This is a genomic window from Streptomyces canus 299MFChir4.1, from assembly GCF_000383615.1.
Taxonomy (GTDB): Bacteria; Actinomycetota; Actinomycetes; order Streptomycetales; family Streptomycetaceae; genus Streptomyces; species Streptomyces canus_C.
Genome location: NZ_KB911583.1, coordinates 1 through 20767 on the forward strand (window position 1 = coordinate 1; position 20767 = coordinate 20767).

Sequence of the window (20767 nt, forward strand, 5' to 3'; positions counted from 1 at the left end):
CTGGGCGTGAGGAAACCCGCCCTCCCGTTCCCGGACCACGCACCGGATGCGTGCCGCCGGACCGCGGAGCGAACGCGGGCGACCAGAACGCCCAACACCGTTCGGGGCGTTCGGCTGAGCATGAATCCTGGCAACAGGACTCACTCCTGCCCAGTCTCTAGGAACGGTACTGAGTACGTGGTCTGAGTACCTGTACGGATGTGCCCACCCCGGTGTGCTCGGCAGGCTGTTCCGCATGACGACGCACCGCATGGCCCACCGTTCGCCCAAGCCCCTCGCCGACCCGAACCGGCCCGTCGAGCGTGCCGTGACCGCCGCGCTGGTCCTCGGCGTGCTCGCGGGGCTCGGCTGGATCGCGGGGATGATCTACACCGTGGCGGGCTGGTCCTTCTGACGCGGCCTCACCGGCTCGACGCCACCCGGAAGGTGATCCCGGCCCGTCGCAGCCGCTCGATCAGCCTTTCCCCCATTGCCACCGCCGGCGTGACCTGACCGGACGTCTCCGGGAGGTCGTCGAAGGCCAGGGACAGCGCCGACTCGGCGAACATCTTCGCGGTCTCGTCGTATCCCGGGTCGCCGCCCGCGACCTCGGTGAACACCCGCCGGCCACCGCCCTCGCCGACGAAGCGCACCGAGAACCAGCTCTTCGCCCGCTTCTCGGCGCTCGGCCCGTCACCCGGCCTGACCCGGCCGGACAGCCAGCGACGCGCGGGCGGCACCTGAGCCGCCGCGAACAGCGCGCCCATGGCCGCGACCCCGCCCACCGCGACCGGCAGCCGCCGTACGGCCGCGTAGTGGCGGTAGCGGAAGTCGGGGCCGTAGCGCTCCAGGGCCTTCGCGGAGCGCCGGACGATCTGCGCGTCGATGGTCGGCAGCGGCAGCGCCCAGGCGCCGACCTCCTGCGCGTACCGGGGGGTGCCGGTCGGCGCGGCGGCCCGCCGGCCCACCAGGCGCGGCTCGTGCCGGCCGCGGTCCCGGGCGGCGGCGATCATCTGCCGGCCGCGCGCGAACTGGTTGAGAGCGGAGGCGAAGGTCCCTCCGGAGAACATGGCGTCCGCGGTCACGAAGCCGTCGACGGTGAGCGGAACGCCCTCCGGCAGCTGCCGGACCGTGAAGTAGGCCCCCAGGTCGTGCGGGACCGAGTCGAACCCGCACGCGTGCACCAGCCGTGCGCCCGTCTCACGCGCGCGTGCGTCGTGCCGAACGTACATCAGGTCCACGAACTCCGGCTCGCCCGAGAGGTCGAGGTAGTCCGTCCCCGCGTCCGCGCAGGCGGCGACCAGCTCCTCGCCGTACGTCAGGTAGGGGCCGACCGTGGTGGCGACCACGCGCGCGTGCTCGGCGAGCGCGCGCAGCGAGTCCGGGTCCGACACGTCGGCCGTGAGGACCCCGACGTCGGTGCCCTTCGGCAGCCGCTCGCGCAGCGCCCTCAGCTTGTCCTCGTTGCGGCCGGCGATGGCCCAGCGCAGATCGTCCGGGCCGTGCGCGGCGAGGTACTGCGCGGTGAGCGCGCCCGCGAAACTCGTCGCCCCGAACAGCACGATGTCGTAGGGACGGTCCGATCTTTTCAGCCTGCTCATGACACTCCTGGATCCGCCGCACGCGCCGTTGTCGGTGGCCGAGGCTAGCGTGAGGAGTGCGGAGCCAGTCGAGGGGGCCGGAGGTTGATGCGGATGGCGAAGCGGGAGAACCGCCGTGACCGGCTCATAATTGGCTAAGCGCTTGCTCGCTCAGGTCTTGTGTCCACTGGAACACGTTCTTAGCATCACTGGTGTTACATCAGTTGTGTCACGCCAATGGGGGCTGCATGACAACGGCAACGACGCCCGGGCACGGCCCGCTCGCCGGCGTGCGCGTGGTGGAGCTCGCCGGCATCGGGCCGGGCCCGTTCGCCGGCATGCTCCTCGCCGACCTGGGAGCCGACGTCGTCCGCGTCTCCCGTCCCGGCGGCGCCGCCCTCTCGATCGACCCCGACCACGACCTCACCAACCGCAACAAGCGTTCGGTCGTCGTCGACCTCAAGGCCCCCGAAGGACCCGCGCGCGTGCTCGGCCTCGCCGCCCGCGCCGACATCCTGATCGAGGGCAACCGCCCCGGTGTCGCCGAGCGCCTCGGCGTCGGCCCCGAGGACTGCCACGCGCGCAATCCCGCCCTCGTCTACGGCCGGATGACCGGCTGGGGCCAGCAGGGACCGCTGGCCCAGCGCGCCGGGCACGACATCGCCTACATCGCCCTCACCGGCACCCTCGGCATGATCGGCGAACCGGGCCGTCCCCCGGCCGTCCCCGCCAATCTCCTCGGCGACTACGCGGGCGGCTCCCTGTACCTCGTCGTCGGCGTTCTCGCCGCCCTCCACCACGCGCGCGCGACCGGCACCGGACAAGTCGTCGACGCCGCCATCGTCGACGGCACCTCCCACCTCTCCGCGATGATCCACGCCATGACCGCGGCCGGCGGCTGGCAGGACCGGCGCGGCGCCAACCTCCTGGACGGCGGCTGCCCGTACTACGGCACCTACGAGACCGCCGACGGGAAGTACATGGCGGTCGGCGCGCTGGAGCCGCAGTTCTACGACCTGTTCCTCGACCTGCTCGGCGTCCCGGACTTCGCGGACGCCCGCAAGGACTGGACCCGCTGGGACGACCTGCGCGAGGCGGTCGCGGCCCGCTTCCGCAGCCGTACGCGAGACGAGTGGGCGGCCGTCTTCGAGGGCACCGACGCGTGCGTGGCCCCCGTCCTGTCGCTGCGCGAGGCCCCGCACCACCCGCACCTCGCCGCCCGCGGCACCTTCACCGACCACGGTGGCATCACCCAGCCCGCTCCCGCGCCCCGCTTCTCCGCGACCCCCACGGCCGTGCGCACCGGGCCCGCCCGGGACGGCGCCGACACCGCGGACGTGGCACGCGACTGGGACGTACCGGACCTCGTGCAGGGCCAGGAACTCCGGAAAGGCCCCGAATGAAGCGGCAGCTCTTCGCCCCCGAGCACGACGCTTTCCGCGCGACCGTGCGCGCCTTCCTGGCCAGGGAGGTCCTGCCGTACTACGCGCAGTGGGAGAAGGACGGCATCGTCTCCCGCGAGGCATGGCGGGCGGCCGGCAAGCAGGGGCTGCTCGGGCTCGCCGTGCCCGAGGAGTTCGGGGGCGGCGGCACGACCGACTTCCGCTACGCGACCGTCCTGGCCGAGGAGTTCACGCGCGCCGGCGCCCCCGGACTCGCCCTGGGCCTGCACAACGACGTCATCGGCCCGTACCTCACCGGCCTCGCCACCGAGGAGCAGAAGCGCCGCTGGCTGCCCGGCTTCTGCGACGGCTCGCTGATCACCGCGATCGCCATGACCGAGCCCGGCGCGGGCTCCGACCTCCAGGGCATCCGCACGCACGCGGAGGACCGGGGCGACCACTGGGTGCTGAACGGCTCCAAGACCTTCATCTCCAACGGGATCATCGCCGACCTGGTGATCGTCGTCGCGAAGACCACCCCCGAGGGCGGGGCCCGCGGGCTGTCGCTGCTGGTCGTCGAGCGCGGCATGGCGGGCTTCGAGCGGGGCCGCAACCTCGACAAGATCGGCCAGAAGGCGCAGGACACCGCCGAGCTGTTCTTCCACGACGTGCGCGTGCCCAAGCAGAACCTCCTCGGCGAGCGCGACGGCGCCTTCGCGCACCTGATGACCAACCTCGCCCAGGAGCGCCTGAGCATCGCCGTCTCCGCGATCGCCGCCGCCGAACACCTCCTGGAGATCACCACCGCGTACGTCAAGGAGCGCGAGGCCTTCGGCCGGCCGCTCGCCACCAAGCAGCACATCCGGTTCGAGATAGCCGAGATGGCCACGGAGTGCGCGGTCACGCGGACGTTCGTCGACCGCTGCGTCGAGGACCACTCCGACGGAGGACTGGACGCCGTCCACGCCTCCATGGCCAAGTGGTGGGCGACCGAGCTCCAGAAGCGGGTCGCCGACCGCTGCCTGCAACTGCACGGCGGCTACGGCTACATGAGCGAGTACCCGGTCGCACGGGCCTTCACCGACGGCCGGATCCAGACCATCTACGGCGGCACGACCGAGATCATGAAAGAGATCATCGGCCGTTCCCTGCTGAGCTGACCCTCATTCGAAAGGCTTCCCCGTGAGCACCGAAGCGTACGTGTACGACGCGATCCGCACCCCGCGCGGCCGCGGCAAGGCGAACGGCGCCCTGCACGGCACCAAGCCCATCGACCTGGTCGTGGGACTCATCCACGAGATCCGCGCCCGTTTCCCGGACCTGGACCCGGCTGCGGTCGACGACATCGTGCTCGGTGTCGTCGGCCCGGTCGGCGACCAGGGCTCCGACATCGCCCGGATCGCCGCCGTCGCCGCCGGACTGCCGGACACGGTCGCGGGCGTGCAGGAGAACCGCTTCTGTGCCTCGGGTCTTGAGGCCGTCAACATGGCCGCCGCCAAGGTGCGTTCGGGCTGGGAGGATCTGGTCCTCGCGGGCGGTGTCGAGTCGATGTCCCGGGTGCCGATGGCCTCCGACGGCGGCGCCTGGTTCAACGACCCGATGACCAACCTCGCCGTCAACTTCGTGCCGCAGGGCATCGGCGCCGACCTGATCGCCACGATCGAGGGATTCTCCCGGCGTGACGTCGACGAGTACGCCGCCCTCTCCCAGGAGCGTGCCGCGACGGCCTGGAAGGAGGGCCGCTTCGACCGCTCCGTGGTCCCGGTGAAGGACCGCGCGGGCCTGACCGTCCTCGACCACGACGAGCACCTGCGCCCCGGCACCACCGCCGACTCCCTGGGCAAGCTCAAGCCGTCCTTCGCGGACATCGGTGACCTGGGCGGCTTCGACGCCGTGGCCCTGCAGAAGTACCACTGGGTCGAGAAGATCGACCACGTCCACCACGCGGGCAACTCCTCCGGCATCGTGGACGGCGCCTCGCTGGTCGCGATCGGCTCCAAGGAGGTCGGCGAGCGCTACGGCCTCACCCCGCGCGCGCGGATCGTCTCCGCCGCGGTCTCCGGCTCCGAGCCCACCATCATGCTCACCGGCCCCGCGCCCGCCACCCGCAAGGCGCTCGCCAAGGCCGGGCTGACCATCGACGACATCGACCTCGTCGAGATCAACGAGGCCTTCGCGGCCGTCGTCCTGCGCTTCGTCAGGGACATGGGCCTCTCGCTGGACAAGGTCAACGTCAACGGCGGCGCGATCGCCCTCGGCCACCCGCTCGGCGCCACCGGCGCCATGATCCTGGGCAGCCTGATCGACGAACTGGAGCGCCAGGACAAGCGGTACGGCCTCGCGACGCTCTGTGTGGGCGGCGGCATGGGCATCGCCACCATCGTCGAGCGCATCTGACCCCCTCCCACGGATACGACGGATCACACGGAGCACTTCCACATGAGCACTCAGTCCACGACCATCCGCTGGGAACAGGACCGCACCGGCGTCGTCACCCTCGTCATCGACGACCCGAACCAGTCCGCGAACACCATGAACCAGGCGTTCCGCGACTCCCTCGCGGTGATCACCGACCGCCTGGAGGCCGAGAAGGACACCATCCGCGGTGTCATCATCACCTCCGCCAAGAAGACCTTCTTCGCGGGCGGCGACCTGCGCGACCTGATCCGGGTCACCCCCGGGACCGCGCAGGAGCTCTTCGACGGCGGCCTCGCGATCAAGCGCAACCTGCGCCGCATCGAGACCCTGGGCAAGCCGGTCGTCGCCGCCATCAACGGAGCGGCCCTCGGCGGCGGTTACGAGATCGCCCTGGCCTGCCACCACCGCATCGCCCTCGACGCGCCCGGCTCCAAGATCGGTTGCCCGGAGGTCACCCTGGGCCTGCTGCCGGGCGGCGGCGGTGTCGTCCGCACCGTCCGCCTCCTGGGCATCGCCGACGCCCTCCTGAAGGTGCTGCTGCAGGGCACGCAGTACGCCCCGCAGCGCGCCCTGCAGAACGGCCTCGTCGACGACGTGGCCACCACACAGGACGAACTCCTCGCCAAGGCCCGCGCGTTCATCGAGGCCAACCCCGAGTCCCAGCAGCCCTGGGACAAGCCCGGCTACCGCATCCCCGGCGGCACGCCCGCCCACCCGAAGTTCGCGGCGAACCTGCCCGCCTTCCCGGCGAACCTCCGCAAGCAGACCAACGGCGCGCCCTACCCGGCCCCGCGCAACATCCTCGCGGCCGCGGTCGAGGGCGCCCAGGTCGACTTCGAGACCGCGCAGGTCATCGAGGCGCGTTACTTCGTCGAACTGGCCGCCGGCCAGACGTCCAAGAACATGATCCAGGCGTTCTTCTTCGACCTCCAGGCGGTGAACTCCGGCGCGAACCGCCCCAAGGGCGTGGCACCCCGCCAGATCCGCAGGGTGGCCGTGCTCGGCGCCGGGATGATGGGCGCGGGCATCGCGTACTCGTGCGCCCGCGCGGGCATCGACGTGGTCCTCAAGGACGTGTCCCTGCAGGCGGCGGCCAAGGGCAAGGCCTACTCGGAGAAGCTCTGCGCGAAGGCGGTCTCCCGGGGCCGTACGACGCAGGAGAAGGCGGACGCGCTCCTGGCCCGCATCACCCCGACGGCGGACCCGCAGGACCTGGCCGGCTGCGACGCGGTCATCGAGGCCGTCTTCGAGGACACGGCGCTCAAGCACAAGGTCTTCCAGGAGATCCAAAACATCGTCGAGCCGGACGCACTCCTGTGCTCCAACACCTCGACGCTTCCCATCACCGCTCTCGCCGAAGGGGTGGAGCGCCAGACCGACTTCATCGGCCTGCACTTCTTCTCACCGGTCGACAAGATGCCGCTGGTCGAGATCATCAAGGGCGAGCGCACGGGCGAGGAAGCCCTCGCGAGGGCCTTCGACCTGGTGCGGCAGATCAACAAGACCCCGATCGTGGTGAACGACTCCCGCGGGTTCTTCACCTCCCGCGTGATCGGCCAGTTCCTCAACGAGGGCGTCGCGATGGTCGGCGAGGGCATCGAGCCCGCGTCGATCGAACAGGCCGCGGCGCAGGCGGGCTACCCGGCCAAGGTCCTCTCCCTGATGGACGAACTGACGCTGACGCTCCCGCGCAAGATCCGCAAGGAGACGAAGCAGGCGGTGGAGGAGGCGGGCGGCACCTGGACGCCCCACCCCGCCGAGGCGGTCATCGACCGCATGGTCGACGAGTTCGGCCGCACCGGCCGCAGCGGGGGCGGCGGCTTCTACGACTACGGCGACGACGGCAGGCGCACGTCCCTGTGGCCGGGCCTGCGCGAACACTTCACCCGCCCGGGCACCGAGATCCCCTTCCGGGACATGCAGGAACGCATGCTCTTCGCCGAGGCCCTGGACACCGTCAAGCTCCTGGAGGAGGGAGTCCTCACCTCGGTCGCCGACGCCAACATCGGCTCCATCTTCGGTATCGGCTTCCCGGGCTGGACGGGCGGTGTCCTCCAGTACATCAACGGCTACGAGGGCGGCGCCGGGGCAGGTGTCGGCCTGCCGGGCTTCGTGGCACGCGCGCGTGAACTGGCGGACCGGTACGGAGAGCGCTTCACGCCTCCGGCGCTGCTGGTCGAGAAGGCGGAGAACGGGGGCCGTTTCGGGGACGAGTGAGGCGAACGCCGGGAACGCCGGGCGGGCTGAGTCGGCCCTCCCGGCGTCCCGGGTGGTGCGGACGTCAGGGGGCCTCACCCTCAGGGGCCCCACCCTCAGGGGGCCCCGCCCACCTCTGACGTCCACTCCCGCAGTTCCTCCTTCAGGGACCGCTGAAAGGTCGTCAACAGGGCTTGCACGACCAGGGGTTCCATGTGCGCCGACAACGACTTCACGTCCTGCGCGTCGCGTTGGGCCACCTCGCCCCGGAACAGCTGCGACAACTCGTGCGCGGCGGTCCGTGAGTGCTCGATGAGCACCTTCCGCGAGGCGAGGATCGCCTCCTGAGACAGGGGGACGTCGAGCAGCGCGACGCCGAGCCGGAGCAGGCCCAGGTCGACGCGGTAGCCGTCGCCGTCCCGCCGTACGACGTCCATCGCGGCGAGCCGCTCCAGGTCGTCGTCGCTCAGTGCCCGCCCCGCCCGCCGCCGCAGCTCCTCGCGGGTCACCCGCTCCACGACGTCCGGGGCCCAGGAGGCCACCACCGCCCGGTGGATCGCGAGGTCGTGGGCGCTCAGCTCGGCAGGCAGCTGCTGCATGTACCGCTCGATCGCCGCCAGCGTCATCCCCTGGTGCTGGAGCTCCTCGATCAGCGCGAGACGCGCGAGGTGCTCGCGGCCGTAGTGGCCGACCCGGCGCGGACCGATCACCGGCGGCGGCAGCAGCCCTCGCGTGCCGTAGAAGCGGACCGTGCGGACCGTGACCCCCGCCCGCGCGGCCAGCTCGTCGACGGTGAGGGTCGGCTCCTCGGCATCGGGGGAGGGGTCGGTCGTCATGTGCAGCAGTATCGCTGTCTCACCACTGCTGTGACACCCGGTCGGCAGACCCTTTCCGATCATGTGAGACCGCCCCCGTGCTGTGACGACCGCCACCGCGTGAGGGGGCGTGTCCGGGGCATGCGCCCTCTCGGCCTGTGCCTGTCACCAGGAGGTGGGGGCCGACGCACGTCCGGAAACCCGCGCGGGACCCGCCGGGGCGCACCAGAGAGTGGATCCACCGTGAGCAAGGACACCGTGCACTCGGCACAGGCCGCCTCCCGCACCGACGTGGCCCAGGTGCCCGCCGACGCGGGCGACGCCGGCTACAGCAAGGACCTCAAGGCCCGCCACGTCAACATGATCGCCATCGGCGGCGCGATCGGCACCGGTCTCTTCCTGGGGGCCGGAGGACGTCTCCACACGGCGGGCCCGGCGCTGGCGCTGGCCTACCTGGTCTGCGGCATCTTCGCCTTCTTCGTCGTCCGCGCCCTGGGCGAGCTGGTCCTGTACCGCCCCTCCTCGGGCTCCTTCGTGTCGTACGCGCGCGAGTTCCTCGGGGAGAAGGGTGCGTACGTCGCCGGCTGGATGTACTTCCTGAACTGGTCGACGACCGGCATCGCCGACATCACCGCGATCGCGCTCTACACGCACTACTGGAGCCTGTTCACCGACATCCCGCAATGGACGCTGGCCCTGATCGCGCTGGCCGTGGTCCTCGCCGTGAACCTGATCTCGGTGAAGATCTTCGGCGAGATGGAGTTCTGGTTCGCGATCATCAAGGTCGCCACGCTCGTCGGCTTCATGCTGATCGGCATCTTCCTGCTGGCCACCCAGCACGAGGTGGGCGGTCGGGCGCCCGGTGTGTCGGTGATCTCGGACAACGGCGGCGTCTTCCCGCACGGCGTGATGCCGGTCGTCCTCGTCATGCAGGGCGTCATCTTCGCGTACGCCGCCCTCGAACTGGTCGGTGTCGCGGCGGGCGAGACGGCGGAGCCGGAGAAGGTCGTCCCGCGCGCGGTGAACTCGATCATGTGGCGGGTGGGCCTGTTCTACGTGGGCTCGGTGGTCCTCCTGGCCCTGCTCCTGCCGGGCTCGGTCTACTCGGCCGACCAGAGCCCCTTCGTCACGGTCCTGTCGAAGATCGGGGTCCCGGCGGCCGGTGACGTGATGAACCTGGTCGTCCTGACGGCGGCGATGTCCTCGCTGAACTCCGGGCTGTACTCCACGGGCCGCATCCTGCGCTCGATGGCGACGGCGGGCTCGGCCCCGAAGTTCACGGCCCGGATGAACCGCAGCCAGGTCCCCTACGGCGGCATCCTGCTCACCTGCGCGGTCTGCGTCCTCGGTGTGGTCCTGAACTACCTCATGCCGAGCCAGGCCTTCGAGATCGTCCTGAACGTCGCCTCCCTCGGCGTCATCAGCACCTGGGTGATCATCATGGTGTGCCACCTGGTCTTCGTCCGCCACGCACGTTCGGGCCTGCTCACCCGCCCCTCCTTCCGGCTCCCGTTCAGCCCGGCCACCGAGATCACCACGATCGCCTTCCTCCTGGCCTGCCTGGGCATGATGTGGAACGACCCCGAGGTCGGCCGCAGGACGCTCCTGCTCATCCCGGTGATCGCGGTACTCCTGGTGGGCGGCTGGTTCGGCATCCGCCGCAGGGTGGAACGGACCGCGGACCGCGAACTGAACGAGTTCACGGACTGACGAAGGCCACTGTCAGTGGTGGCCTCTACGGTGGCGTCATGGGGGAGATCAAGTACATCCGAGGCGATGCCACCACTCCGTCGGTGAAGGGCGTCAAGCTGATCGCGCATGTCTGCAACGACATCGGGGGCTGGGGCCGGGGCTTCGTCGTGGCGGTGTCACGCCGCTGGCCGGAGCCGGAGACCGCCTACCGGGCCTGGCACCGGGCGCGCGCGTCGAACGACTTCGGCTTGGGCGCCGCGCAGTTCGTGCAGGTCGAGCCGTACGTCTGGGTGGCCAACCTGATCGGGCAGCGGGGCATCCGCAGCGGCAGCAAAGGCGTTCCGGTCCGCTACGAGGCGATCGACGAGGCCCTGGGACGGCTGGCCGACAAGGCGGTGGAACTGGGCGCGTCCGTGCACATGCCACGGATAGGGTGCGGGTTGGCCGGCGGGAAATGGGCCCGTGTCGAGCCGCTCATCGTGGAACGCCTGACGAAACGCGGCCTCTCCGTCACCGTCTACGACCACGGGGAGGACTGACGTGAGCCGGGACGACGTGCTCGTGCTGGGCGGGGCCGGGGTGGACACCATCGTGTACGTCCCCGAGCTGCCCCTGCCCCACGCCGACAGCTACATGATCGACTCCGGCATCCCGCACCACGGAGTCCGACCAGGATCAGAAGGTCGGCAAGTACGCCCACCGGAACTCCCCGCGATGGGCTGCCGCCGGCGGACCGCGCCAGGGGCTCTGCTCCCACTCCCTCGGGCTGGTCATGGGCGCCATCTTCGTCTTCTCCTGGCTGGCGCAGTCGATCGGCGGCGTCGCCGCATACAACGAGGAGCAACTGCGGCAACTGCAGGCCCCCATGAGCTGGAGCAGGTACATCAGGTCCGCGGACTTCTGGAGCCGCACCCTGCAGAACTGGCAGTCCGAACTCCTCGCGGTGGCCTCGATGGCCATCCTCTCCGTCTACCTCCGACAGCGCGGCTCACCGGAGTCCAAACCGGTCGGAGCGGCCCACACCTCGACAGGCGTCGAGGGATGGGCCGCCCCCACCCCTCGACCCTCAGTGACCGTGCACCTCGTTCGTCGCGGCGATCCTCTTCCACGACTTCGGCTGCACGGGAGCCTCCGCGGCCCTCGCGATCGCCGCACCCCGCGCCGCGGGCGCCCCCGGCTTCGACGGCTGGAACAGCCACGTGTCGAACAGCGCGGCCAGCGGCTGCCCCGACACCTCCTCGGCGTACCTCTGGAAGTCGGCGACCGACGCGTTGCCGTAGGCGTACTTCTGCGGCCAGCCCTTCAGCACCGCGAAGAACGCCTCGTCGCCGATCTCGTTCCGCAGCGCCTGAAGGGCCAGCGCGCCCCGGTCGTAGACGGCGAGGTCGAACTGGTTCTCCGGCCCGGGGTCACCCGGCCTGACCGTCCAGAACGTGTCGTCGGCCGGATGCGAGGCGTACACGTAGTCGGCGAGCTCCTGCGCGGTCCCCTCGTCCTCGTGCTCGGACCACAACCACTGCGCGTACCGGGCGAAGCCCTCGTTGATCCAGATGTCCTTCCAGCCGTGCACGGACACCATGTCGCCGTACCACTGGTGGGCCAACTCGTGCACGACCACGGAGGTGTTGGAGCCGTTCGCGAACTGCCGCGGGCTGTAGAAGGGCCGGGTCTGCGTCTCCAGCGCGTAGCCGGTGTTCGTGTTCGGCACATAGCCGCCGAGCGCGTCGAAGGGGTACGGCCCGAAGTATCCGCTGAGCCAGTCGGCGATCTCCCCGGTCCGCTCGACGCTGGCCCGTGCGGCGCCGGAGTTGGCACCGAGGTCCTTGCTGTAGGCGTTGACGACCGGAATGCCGCCGTCGGTCGTGCCGGTCGTGAGGTCGAAGCGACCGACGGCCAGGGTCGCCAGATAGGTGGCCTGCGGTTTGGCGGAGCGCCAGTTCCAGCGTGTCCAGCCCAGGCGTGAACTCGTCGACTGCAGTGTGCCGTTGGAGATGGCCTGGCTGCCGTCCGGCACCAGGACCGACACGTCGTAGGTGGCCTTGTCGAGCGGGTGGTCGTTGCTCGGGAACCACCACCAGGCCGCCTCGGGCTCGTTCGCCCCGACCCCGCCGTCCGGAGTGCGGTGCCAGCTGGTGAAGCCGTACGCCTGCTTCGACGAGGGCACTCCGCTGTAGCGGACCACCACCGTCACGGAAGTGCCCTTGGCCAGCGGCGACTTCGGTGTGACCTCCAGCTCGTGCTCGCCCGAGGTGGTGAACGACGCCTTCGTGCCGTTGACCCGGACCTCGCTCACGTCGAGGAGAAAGTCCAGATCGAAGCGGGACAGGTCCTGTGTGGTGCGGGCAAGGAGGGTGGCGGTGCCCTCCAGTTCGTCCGTGGCCGGCTGGTACTTCAGCCGCAGGTCGTAGTGGGAGACGTCGTATCCGCCGTTGCCGTAGTCCGGGTAGTAGGGGTCGCCGATGCCCGGAGCGCCGGGGGAGAAGCCCGCCGCCGACGCCGGGATCGCCAGCATCAGGGAGGCCGCCGCGAATGCGCCCGGTGCGATGAGTCTGCGGTGCACGAAAGCTCCAAGTCGTAGGGGCACGAGGTCTGTTCGCAGCCTATTCACCACCTGTGAGCTGGATGTGTCCACGGCCACCCCTGTCACACGATCGCCATTCGGTCGTCATGGACTCAAGGGGCCCTCTTTTGCACGGGAGTTGACCGCAGTACCGTCCGCGCATGTCGATACGCACGCGCTTCATGACCTGGAGACCGCTCGCGACCGCCGCCGCGGCCACCGCCGCCCTGCTGGCGACCTTCCTGGCACCCGCGACCGCCCAGGCACAGGCCCAGTCGGCCCCGCGGGACAGCCAACCGGTCTACTCGTACGAGAACGCCGTCCGCGAGGCCGTCTGGGTGGACACCCGGCTCGACGGTGACGGCGACGGAAGGACCGACCGCGTCGCCGTCGACATCGTCCGGCCCCGCGAAGCAGCCCGGAAGGGCCGCAAGGTCCCGGTCATCATGGACGCCAGCCCCTACTACTCCTGCTGCGGACGCGGCAACGAGAGCCAGTTGAAGACGTACGACGCGAACGGCGACGTCGTCCAGATGCCGCTGTTCTACGACAACTACTTCGTGCCCCGCGGCTACGCCTTCGTCGGCGTCGACCTCGCCGGCACCAACCGCTCCGACGGCTGTGTGGACGTCGGCGGCCGCTCCGACATCCAGTCCGCGAAAGCGGTGGTCGACTGGCTGAACGGCCGGGCCACGGCCTACACGAGCCGCACCGGCACCGCGAAGACCAAAGCCACCTGGACCAACGGCAGAACCGGCATGATCGGCAAGAGCTGGGACGGCACCATCGCCAACGGCGTCGCCGCCACCGGCGTCAAGGGCCTGAAGACCATCGTCCCGATCAGCGCCATCTCCACCTGGTACGACTACTACTTCTCCCAGGGCGCCCCGCTCTACGACTCCGGCCCCGAATGGCTGTCCGACTACGTCGACAGCCCCGACGCCCGCGCCAAGTGCGCCGCCGTCCAGCAGAAACTCGTCGACCAGGCGCCCCGCACCGGCGACCGGACCCCGCTGTGGACCGAACGCGACTACGTGAAGGACGCCAAGAAGGTCAAGGCCAGCGTCTTCCTCGTGCACGGCATGCAGGACCTCAACGTCCGTCTCCAGCACCTCGGTCCGTGGTGGGACGCCCTCGCGAAGAACGGCGTCGAGCGCAAGATCTGGCTCTCCCAGACCGGCCACGTCGACCCCTTCGACTTCCGGCGCACGGCATGGGTCGACACCCTGCACCGCTGGTTCGACCACGAACTCCTCGGCTACGACAACGGCATCGACCGCGAGCCCATGGCCGACATCGAACGCCACCCCGACCAGTGGGTCACCTCGAAGTCCTGGCCCCCGCGCGGCACTTCGACGGCCACCTTGCGCCCCGCCCAGGGCTCCCTGCCGGGCGTCGGCACCCTCGGCCTCACCAAGGCCAAGGGCACCGAGACCTTCACCGACGACCCGGCGCTGAGCGAGACCGACTGGGCCGCCCGGATCGACGCGTCCACCCCCGACAAGGCGGGCTTCACGACCGGCACCCTCACCAAGGACCTCCGCCTGTCCGGCCCCTCCAAGGTCACGGTCACGGCGACCCCGACCACCTCCACGGCCCACCTCTCCGCCGTGCTCGTGGACCTCGGCCCCGACACCATCCGCGACTACGCGGCCAGTGGGGAAGGCATCACCACACTCACGAACCGCACCTGCTGGGGCGCCGGCACCACCGGTGACAGCGCCTGCTTCAAGGAGACCCGGGCGAAGACGGCCGCCGTCGACTACACGGTGGTCAGCCGCGGCTGGGCCGACCTCGGCACCTACGCCGACGCCGATAAGGGCGTCCCGCTCACCCCGGGCAAGGCCTACACCATCACCCTCGGCCTCGGCGCCACGGACCACGTCGTCCCGGCGGGCCACCGCCTCGCCCTGGTCGTCGCGGGCACCGACAAGGACCTCATCGACCCGCCGTCCACCAAGCCCACCCTGACGATCGACCTGGCCCGCACCTCGGCCCGCGTCCCGCTGGTCGGCGGCGCCTCCGCCTTCGCGCACGCCACGAAGGGCGCCGGGACCGCCGTACCCCATCGGGCGGCAGCCCTCGACGGCGTGCAGGCACCGCGCGCCGCGCACCGCGTCCCGGAGGGAGGACGATGATCCGAGCCGTCACCGCGAGCGTGGCGGCCCTGGCCGCATCCCTGATCGCCGCGCCGGCCGAAGCCACCGAGGCCGCGCCCCGCACCGGCTTCGAGAAGACCGCGGGCGCCCGCTGGACCGGCGAGTCCGAGGAACAGGACTTCCTCACCCAGGTCGACCGTGCGAGCAGCCGGGTCTCCCTCGGTCGCATCGGTACGACGAAACAGGGCCGCCCGCTCCAGCTCGTCCAGGTCGGCGCCCGCCACGCCCCGAACAAGGTGCTCCTCGTGTGCAGCCAGCACGGCGACGAGCCCTCCGGCCGCGAGGCCTGTCTCACCACGGTCCGCGACCTGGCATACGCGAAGGACACCCGCACCCGGCGCTTCCTCGACCGCACCACCGTGCTGGTCGTGCCCACCGCCAACCCCGACGGCCGGGCCGCCGACACCCGCGGCAACAGCGACGGAGTCGACGTCAACCGCGACCACCTCGCCCTGGCCACCGCCGAGGCCCGCGCCATGGCGAAGGTCGTCCGGGACCGGCAACCGGACGTGATCTACGACCTGCACGAGTACTCGGCCACACCCCGGTACTACGACAAGGACCTCTTCGACCTCTGGCCCCGCAACCTCAACACCGACCGGGCCGTCCACGACGAGGCGGAGACCCTGTCCAAGGCGTACGTACGGCCGGCCGCCCAGAAGGCCGGCTACTCGACCGGCACGTACGGCATCTGGACCGACCCGGTCACCGGCGACCCGGTCAAACAGGTCGCCGGCGACGGCCAGGAACGCATCCTGCGCAACATGTCGGGCGTCAAGCACGCGATCGGCCTGCTGATCGAGAGCCGCGTCGAGCCCCTGACGGACACGGACGAGGCGAGCAACAACCGGCGCCGGGTGAGCTCCCAACTGGCAGCTCTGAAGGGCCTGTTCGGCTACACCGACGACCGCCGCGGACAGATCGAGGCGGCCACCGCGGAAGCCCGCCACCACAACTCCGGCCCGGTCTACCTCGGCGGCGCCGACAACGACCCGCCCGAACCCGCCGAGGTGATCCAGGACCCGCCCTGCGGCTACCGGCTCACCGACGCCCAGTACACGGAGGTGAAGGACGAACTCGCCCTGCACGGAGTGCGGACGAAGGGCACGTACGTCCCGCTCCGCCAGCCCCTGCGCGCCCTCGTCCCGCTGCTTCTCGACGAACGCGCTCCGTACCACCTGACGGTCGGGGAGCCCGACACCGCCTGCTGAATCGGCTCCCATCTGCGGCACCTGTGGTAGGTCCTGGGGAACTGTGTGAAAACCGGCGTATCCACCGCCCCAGGGGAAGGTGCCGCAGATGACTGAAGACCTGAAGCAGAGAGGTGGCCGGGAAGACCCCGCCGCGGGGATTCTCGGCCACCGGACCGACCGGGTGGTGTTCGGCGTCACCGCCGCCATCACCCTGGCCTTCGTGATCTGGGGCTGGGCGGCGACCGACTCGCTGGAGGACGTCTCCACCAGCATGCTCGGCGGGCTGATCCACAACGGCGGCTGGGCCTTCATGCTGGCCGCCTCGTGTTTCGTGGTGTTCGCCCTCTGGCTCGCGATGAGCCGCTACGGCCGCATCCACCTGGGCGCCGAGGGCGAGGAACCCGAGTTCAAGACCGTCTCCTGGGTCGCGATGATGTTCAGCGCCGGCATGGGCATCGGCCTGATGTTCTACGGCGTCAGCGAGCCCCTCTCGCACTACACGACCCCGCCTCCGGGCACGAGTCCCGCCAACTCCGGTGAACGCATGGAGACGGCGATGGCCACCACCCTCTTCCACTGGACCCTGCACCCCTGGGCGATCTACGCGGTGGTCGGCCTCGGTATCGCCTACAGCACCTTCCGCAAGCGCCGGCGCCAGACCATCAGTGCCGTGTTCACCCCGCTCATCGGGGAGAGGCACGCGAACGGCACCGCGGGCCGGGTGATCGACATCCTCGCGATCATCGCCACCGTCTTCGGCTCCGCGGCCTCCCTCGGCCTCGGCGCCCTCCAGATCGGCTCCGGATTCCAGGAGCTGAACTGGATGGACCACGTCAGCACCGGACTGCTCGTCACGATCATCGCCGTGCTGACGCTGGCCTTCGTGCTCTCGGCCGTCTCCGGCATCGAGCGGGGCATCCAGTGGCTGTCCAACACCAACATGGTGCTCGCCCTGGTCCTCGCCGTGTTCGTGTTCATCGCGGGCCCCACGATCATCGTGCTCGACCTGCTGCCCACCTCGGTCTTCTCCTACCTCGGCGATCTGCCCCAGCTCGCCGGCCGTACCGAGGCGAGCGGCGGCAAGGGCGTCGCGGACTGGCTCGGCAGCTGGACGGTCTTCTACTGGGCCTGGTGGATCTCCTGGACGCCCTTCGTCGGCATGTTCATCGCCCGCATCAGCCGCGGCCGTACCATCCGGCAGTTCGTCGGCGGCGTCATCCTGGTGCCCAGCACGGTCAGCCTCGTCTGGTTCGCGATCTTCGGCGGTACGGCCATGAAGCTGAAGGAGGGCGGCGCGCTCGCCGGCGAGTCGACCCCGGAGGGCCAGCTGTTCGGCGTGCTCCAGGAGTTCCCCCTCGCCACCGCCACCAGCCTGCTCGTGATGATCCTGGTCGGCATCTTCTTCGTCTCCGGAGCCGACGCCGCGTCCATCGTGATGGGCACGCTCTCCCAGAAGGGCGCCCTCGAACCCGGCCGTTTCGTCGTCGTGTTCTGGGGTGTGGTCACCGGAGCGGTCGCCGCCATCATGCTGCTCGTGGGCAGCGGCCAGGGCGACGCGCTCACCGGCCTGCAAAATCTCACGATCCTGGCCGCCGCGCCCTTCGTCCTCGTGATGATCGGGATGTGCGTCGCCCTCATGCGCGATCTGCGCCAGGACCCGGTGATCGTGCGCGGCGAGATGGGCTCCGAGGCCGTCGAACTCGCCGTGATCGAGGGCCACAAGAAGTACGACGGCGACTTCGGGATCCAGATCGGCCCGGGCCCCGGTACCGAGACGGAGGGCGACCCGCTGGGCCACGACCACAGCTGAGTACGGCGCACGTCGGGAGGAGGGGGTCACACCCTCTCCGACCGGTCCTCCTTCGACCGTGCGTACGCCGCTGACGCCGGGCCGCGCGGCCAACTCCTCGTGCACGCCGAGGTACTTGTCGAGCGACCGCGCCGCCCGGCGTGAGCGGAATGACCCATGCCGTGCTCAGACCGGCCCAAAGCCGGGAATACTCACACCATGTCTGCCGCATACGCGACCTTCGGCCTGGCACCGGCGATGCGTGCCGGTGGAGTACTCGCCAACGGTGACGTCCAGGTACACCGGGACTTCCTGGACTTCATCGTCGACGGCCGGCCGCTCCTCTTCCAGCTCTCCGACCTCGACGCCGTCTCCCCACTCGCCTCCGACGTCCCACCCGCGATCTTCACCGCCCAGGTCCGCAGCCTCCTGGGTGAGACGGACGCCCCGCTTCCGAACGGCCGGCACGTCATCTACGGCTGCCCCGAGTGCGAGGACCTCGGCTGCGGTGCCGTCACCGCGGTCATCGAGCGGGACGGCGACGACTTCATCTGGCGCGACTTCGCCTGGCAGACCGCGGAGGCCGTGGACCTCCAGCGCAACGGCTACCACGGCATCGGGCCGTTCCGCTTCCAGGGCGCCGAGTACCGTACGGCGCTCGACTCCCTGCTCCGGGGCGCCGAAGACTCGGAGGGCTCCCGCCGCCGCGTCCTGCTCATCGGCGCCCGCGTCGCCGTCCTCGCCAAACTCGCCGCCGCCCTGCGCGCCATCGGCATCGGCGCCGACATCACCCGCGAGGTCGGTGAGGTCCACGCCGACGAACTGCGCGGTTACGGCGCCGTGGCCTTCGGCCGCGCGGTCACCGAGGAGGAACGTGCCGCCGTACGCCGCTCCTTCGCCCGCGCGGGCGTCGACGTGGCCTACGTCGACGGCCTCGCCCCGATCGTCCCTCTGCTCGTGGCGCAGATCGAGCACGCCCTGGACCGCCGCCCGGTGGAACTGCGCCGGCTGACCCGGCTGGTGGCCGCCGACGGCGAGGCCGGCGTCGAGGTCACCTCGCCGTGCCGGGTGCGCCTGACGGCGTACCGTCTCGACCGGCTGTACCGCACCCACGCCCAGGAGGTCTTCGACGGCGTCCTGGAAGCGGGCCGGCACCGCATCGCCCTGGACGCCAAGTCGGTGCGGGGAGAAGCGTTCGTGGTGGCGCGGACCTCGGGAAGCGTCCTGGTGGAGGCGATGGCCCGCTGAGAACCGGGACGCCGGGCACCCACCACGGCCATTAGGATCGACGGTCTGATGACTGCCACCCTCGTCGCCAAGAACCTCGCCGCCGGCCACGGCGACCGTTCCCTGTTCAGCGGGCTCGACCTCGTCGTCGCGCCCGGAGATGTGATCGGCCTGGTCGGGGCCAACGGCGCGGGCAAGTCCACGCTGCTCAGGATGCTCGCGGGCCTGGTCGCGCCGGAGGAGGGGGAGCTCAGGCTCTCCCCGCCCACGGCCACTGTCGGGCACCTGCCGCAGGAGCCGGAGCGGCGCCCGGGGGAGACCGTGCGCGAGTTCCTCGCCCGTCGCACCGGAGTCGCCGAGGCCCAGCGGGTGATGGACGAGGCGACCCAGGCCCTGGTCGACGGGGCACCGGGCGCCGACGACGCCTACGCCACCAGCCTGGAGCGCTGGCTGGACCTCGGCGGCGCCGACCTCGACGAACGGGCCGAGGAGGTCACCGACTCGCTGGGCCTGGCGGTCGACCTGGACCAGCCGATGACGTCCCTGTCGGGCGGCCAGGCGGCACGAGCGGGCCTCGCCTCCCTGCTGCTCTCCCGCTACGACCTCTTCCTCCTCGACGAGCCGACCAACGACCTCGACCTGGACGGCCTGGAGCGCCTGGAGCGGTTCGTGAAGGGCCTCAGAGCCGGCACGGTGGTCGTCAGCCACGACCGCGAGTTCCTCACCCGCACGGTCACCAAGGTCCTCGAACTCGACCTGGCCCAGCAGCAGATCACCCTCTACGGCGGCGGCTACGAGGCCTACCTGGAGGAGCGCGAGGTCGCCCGCCGGCACGCCCGGGACGACTACGAGGAGTACGCCGACAAGCGCTCAGCGCTCCAGGACCGGGCGCAGATGCAGCGCTCGTGGATGGACAAGGGCGTGAAGAACGCGCGCCGCAAGGCGAACAACGACAACGACAAGATCGGCCGCAAGTTCCGCAGCGAGGCCAGCGAGAAGCAGGCCGCGAAGGCCCGCCAGACCCAGCGCATGATCGAACGCCTCGATGTCGTCGACGAGCCGCGCAAGGAGTGGGAACTGCGCATGGAGATCGCGTCGGCGCCCCGCTCCGGCGCGGTCGTCGCGACTCTGCGGGACGCCGAGGTACGCCAGGGCGACTTCGTCCTCGGCCCGGTGTCCCTCCAGATCGACTGGGCGGACCGGGTGGCCGTCACGGGCGCGAACGGGGCCGGCAAGTCCACCCTGCTCGGCGCCCTGCTGGGCCGGGTGCCGCTGACCTCCGGCCAGTCCTCCCTGGGCTCGGGGGTCCTGATCGGCGAGGTCGACCAGGCCCGCGAGCTGTTCCACGGCGAGGAGTCCCTGCTGGACGCCTTCTGCGCGGCGGTTCCCGACACCGAACCGGCGGAGGTCCGCACCCTGCTGGCCAAGTTCGGCCTGAAGTCCGACCACGTCACGCGCTCGGCGGCGACGTTGTCCCCGGGGGAGCGGACGCGGGCGGCGCTGGCGCTGCTCCAGGGCAGGGGCGTCAACCTCCTGGTCCTGGACGAGCCGACGAACCACCTGGACCTGCCGGCGATCGAACAGCTGGAATCCGCGCTCGACGCCTACGAGGGCACCCTGCTCCTGGTCACCCACGACCGCAGAATGCTGGACGCGGTAAGGGTGAACCGCCGCCTGGAGCTCTCATCGGGCAAGGTGATGGAAACCCCCTAGGGGCGCGGGGCCGTATCGATATGCGGCTCCGCCGCGTGGGCGCGACCAGCCACAACGGACCGGA

The 20767-nt window shown here is 70.6% G+C and carries 15 protein-coding genes and 3 pseudogenes; 15 read left to right on the top strand and 3 right to left on the bottom strand.

What is annotated here, in order from left to right; genetic code table 11:
- Together H293_RS61980 and mmpA are read left to right on the top strand one after the other, a co-directional pair.
- A pseudogene (locus H293_RS61980) lies at positions 1-161 on the top strand (transposase); the annotation flags it as partial.
- 74 nt (positions 162-235) lie between these two features.
- Positions 236-394, top strand: a complete 159-nt coding sequence (gene mmpA / locus H293_RS0103860; protein ID WP_199790130.1) for a morphogenic membrane protein MmpA — start codon at positions 236-238, stop codon at positions 392-394.
- A gap of 7 nt (positions 395-401) precedes the next feature.
- Here the strand turns inward: mmpA and H293_RS0103865 are convergent, their stop codons facing one another.
- A complete protein-coding gene (locus tag H293_RS0103865) occupies positions 402-1580 on the bottom strand; it encodes a saccharopine dehydrogenase family protein (RefSeq protein ID WP_020116563.1) in 1179 nt (392 codons plus the stop codon).
- Positions 1581-1807: 227 nt separating this feature from the next.
- Here H293_RS0103865 and H293_RS0103870 point away from each other — a divergent pair, with 227 nt between their 5' ends.
- Genes H293_RS0103870 through H293_RS0103885 form a run of 4 tightly spaced genes read left to right on the top strand, consistent with a single transcriptional unit; the run spans position 1808 to position 7576 of the window.
- Positions 1808-2962 carry a CaiB/BaiF CoA transferase family protein gene (locus H293_RS0103870; protein ID WP_078612513.1) on the top strand — a complete coding sequence of 385 codons (1155 nt, stop codon included), beginning with the start codon at positions 1808-1810 and terminating at the stop codon, positions 2960-2962.
- Complete coding sequence (locus H293_RS0103875) at positions 2959-4101, top strand: acyl-CoA dehydrogenase family protein (RefSeq protein WP_020116565.1); 1143 nt, start codon at positions 2959-2961, stop codon at positions 4099-4101. Before H293_RS0103870 ends, H293_RS0103875 begins: the two co-directional genes overlap by 4 nt.
- 22 nt (positions 4102-4123) lie before the next feature.
- The gene (locus tag H293_RS0103880; protein ID WP_020116566.1) at positions 4124-5338 is read left to right on the top strand and encodes an acetyl-CoA C-acetyltransferase; all 1215 of its coding nucleotides are present in this window, start codon (positions 4124-4126) and stop codon (positions 5336-5338) included.
- A 42-nt stretch (positions 5339-5380) separates the two neighbouring features.
- Positions 5381-7576, top strand: a complete 2196-nt coding sequence (locus H293_RS0103885) for a 3-hydroxyacyl-CoA dehydrogenase NAD-binding domain-containing protein (protein ID WP_020116567.1) — start codon at positions 5381-5383, stop codon at positions 7574-7576.
- A gap of 95 nt (positions 7577-7671) precedes the next feature.
- Here H293_RS0103885 and H293_RS0103890 read toward each other — a convergent pair whose 3' ends face one another.
- Entirely contained in the window at positions 7672-8391 is a 720-nt protein-coding gene (locus H293_RS0103890) for a MerR family transcriptional regulator (protein WP_020116568.1), read from the bottom strand.
- A 222-nt stretch (positions 8392-8613) separates the two neighbouring features.
- Between H293_RS0103890 and H293_RS0103895 the strand changes: the two genes are divergently transcribed.
- The 4 genes and pseudogenes from H293_RS0103895 to H293_RS59870 all read left to right on the top strand — a co-directional run.
- On the top strand, positions 8614-10080 hold the full coding sequence (locus tag H293_RS0103895; RefSeq protein ID WP_020116569.1) for an amino acid permease: 1467 nt from the start codon (positions 8614-8616) through the stop codon (positions 10078-10080).
- Positions 10081-10118: 38 nt separating this feature from the next.
- On the top strand, positions 10119-10601 hold the full coding sequence (locus tag H293_RS0103900) for a macro domain-containing protein (RefSeq protein ID WP_020116570.1): 483 nt from the start codon (positions 10119-10121) through the stop codon (positions 10599-10601).
- A gap of 1 nt (position 10602) precedes the next feature.
- A pseudogene (locus H293_RS59865) lies at positions 10603-10713 on the top strand (adenosine kinase); the annotation flags it as partial.
- A gap of 10 nt (positions 10714-10723) precedes the next feature.
- Positions 10724-11104: pseudogene (locus tag H293_RS59870) on the top strand (DUF6766 family protein); the annotation flags it as partial.
- 24 nt (positions 11105-11128) lie between these two features.
- Here H293_RS59870 and H293_RS0103910 read toward each other — a convergent pair.
- On the bottom strand, positions 11129-12622 hold the full coding sequence (locus H293_RS0103910) for a M1 family metallopeptidase (protein ID WP_020116572.1): 1494 nt from the start codon (positions 12620-12622) through the stop codon (positions 11129-11131).
- A 161-nt stretch (positions 12623-12783) separates the two neighbouring features.
- Here H293_RS0103910 and H293_RS0103915 point away from each other — a divergent pair, with 161 nt between their 5' ends.
- The 5 genes from H293_RS0103915 (at position 12784) to abc-f (ending at position 20703) form a co-directional block, all read left to right on the top strand.
- Positions 12784-14760 carry a Xaa-Pro dipeptidyl-peptidase gene (locus H293_RS0103915; protein WP_020116573.1) on the top strand — a complete coding sequence of 659 codons (1977 nt, stop codon included), beginning with the start codon at positions 12784-12786 and terminating at the stop codon, positions 14758-14760.
- Complete coding sequence (locus H293_RS0103920) at positions 14757-15992, top strand: M14 family metallopeptidase (RefSeq protein ID WP_020116574.1); 1236 nt, start codon at positions 14757-14759, stop codon at positions 15990-15992. The genes H293_RS0103915 and H293_RS0103920 overlap by 4 nt, the downstream gene beginning before the upstream one ends.
- 88 nt (positions 15993-16080) lie before the next feature.
- Positions 16081-17784: a BCCT family transporter gene (locus H293_RS0103925; protein ID WP_020116575.1), complete on the top strand. Its 1704-nt coding sequence runs from the start codon at positions 16081-16083 to the stop codon at positions 17782-17784.
- Positions 17785-17982: 198 nt separating this feature from the next.
- The gene (locus tag H293_RS0103930) at positions 17983-19011 is read left to right on the top strand and encodes a hypothetical protein (RefSeq protein ID WP_020116576.1); all 1029 of its coding nucleotides are present in this window, start codon (positions 17983-17985) and stop codon (positions 19009-19011) included.
- A gap of 48 nt (positions 19012-19059) precedes the next feature.
- Positions 19060-20703, top strand: a complete 1644-nt coding sequence (gene abc-f, locus H293_RS0103935) for a ribosomal protection-like ABC-F family protein (protein WP_020116577.1) — start codon at positions 19060-19062, stop codon at positions 20701-20703.
- Positions 20704-20767 lie beyond the last annotated feature (64 nt).

Coding starts and splice junctions, on each gene's coding strand:
- mmpA (WP_199790130.1), top strand. CDS start 236: ATGACGACGCACCGCATGGCCCACCGTTCGCCCAAGCCCCTCGCCGAC.
- H293_RS0103865 (WP_020116563.1), bottom strand. CDS start 1,580: ATGAGCAGGCTGAAAAGATCGGACCGTCCCTACGACATCGTGCTGTTC.
- H293_RS0103870 (WP_078612513.1), top strand. CDS start 1,808: ATGACAACGGCAACGACGCCCGGGCACGGCCCGCTCGCCGGCGTGCGC.
- H293_RS0103875 (WP_020116565.1), top strand. CDS start 2,959: ATGAAGCGGCAGCTCTTCGCCCCCGAGCACGACGCTTTCCGCGCGACC.
- H293_RS0103885 (WP_020116567.1), top strand. CDS start 5,381: ATGAGCACTCAGTCCACGACCATCCGCTGGGAACAGGACCGCACCGGC.
- H293_RS0103890 (WP_020116568.1), bottom strand. CDS start 8,391: ATGACGACCGACCCCTCCCCCGATGCCGAGGAGCCGACCCTCACCGTC.
- H293_RS0103900 (WP_020116570.1), top strand. CDS start 10,119: ATGGGGGAGATCAAGTACATCCGAGGCGATGCCACCACTCCGTCGGTG.
- H293_RS0103915 (WP_020116573.1), top strand. CDS start 12,784: ATGTCGATACGCACGCGCTTCATGACCTGGAGACCGCTCGCGACCGCC.
- H293_RS0103920 (WP_020116574.1), top strand. CDS start 14,757: ATGATCCGAGCCGTCACCGCGAGCGTGGCGGCCCTGGCCGCATCCCTG.
- H293_RS0103925 (WP_020116575.1), top strand. CDS start 16,081: ATGACTGAAGACCTGAAGCAGAGAGGTGGCCGGGAAGACCCCGCCGCG.
- H293_RS0103930 (WP_020116576.1), top strand. CDS start 17,983: ATGTCTGCCGCATACGCGACCTTCGGCCTGGCACCGGCGATGCGTGCC.
- abc-f (WP_020116577.1), top strand. CDS start 19,060: ATGACTGCCACCCTCGTCGCCAAGAACCTCGCCGCCGGCCACGGCGAC.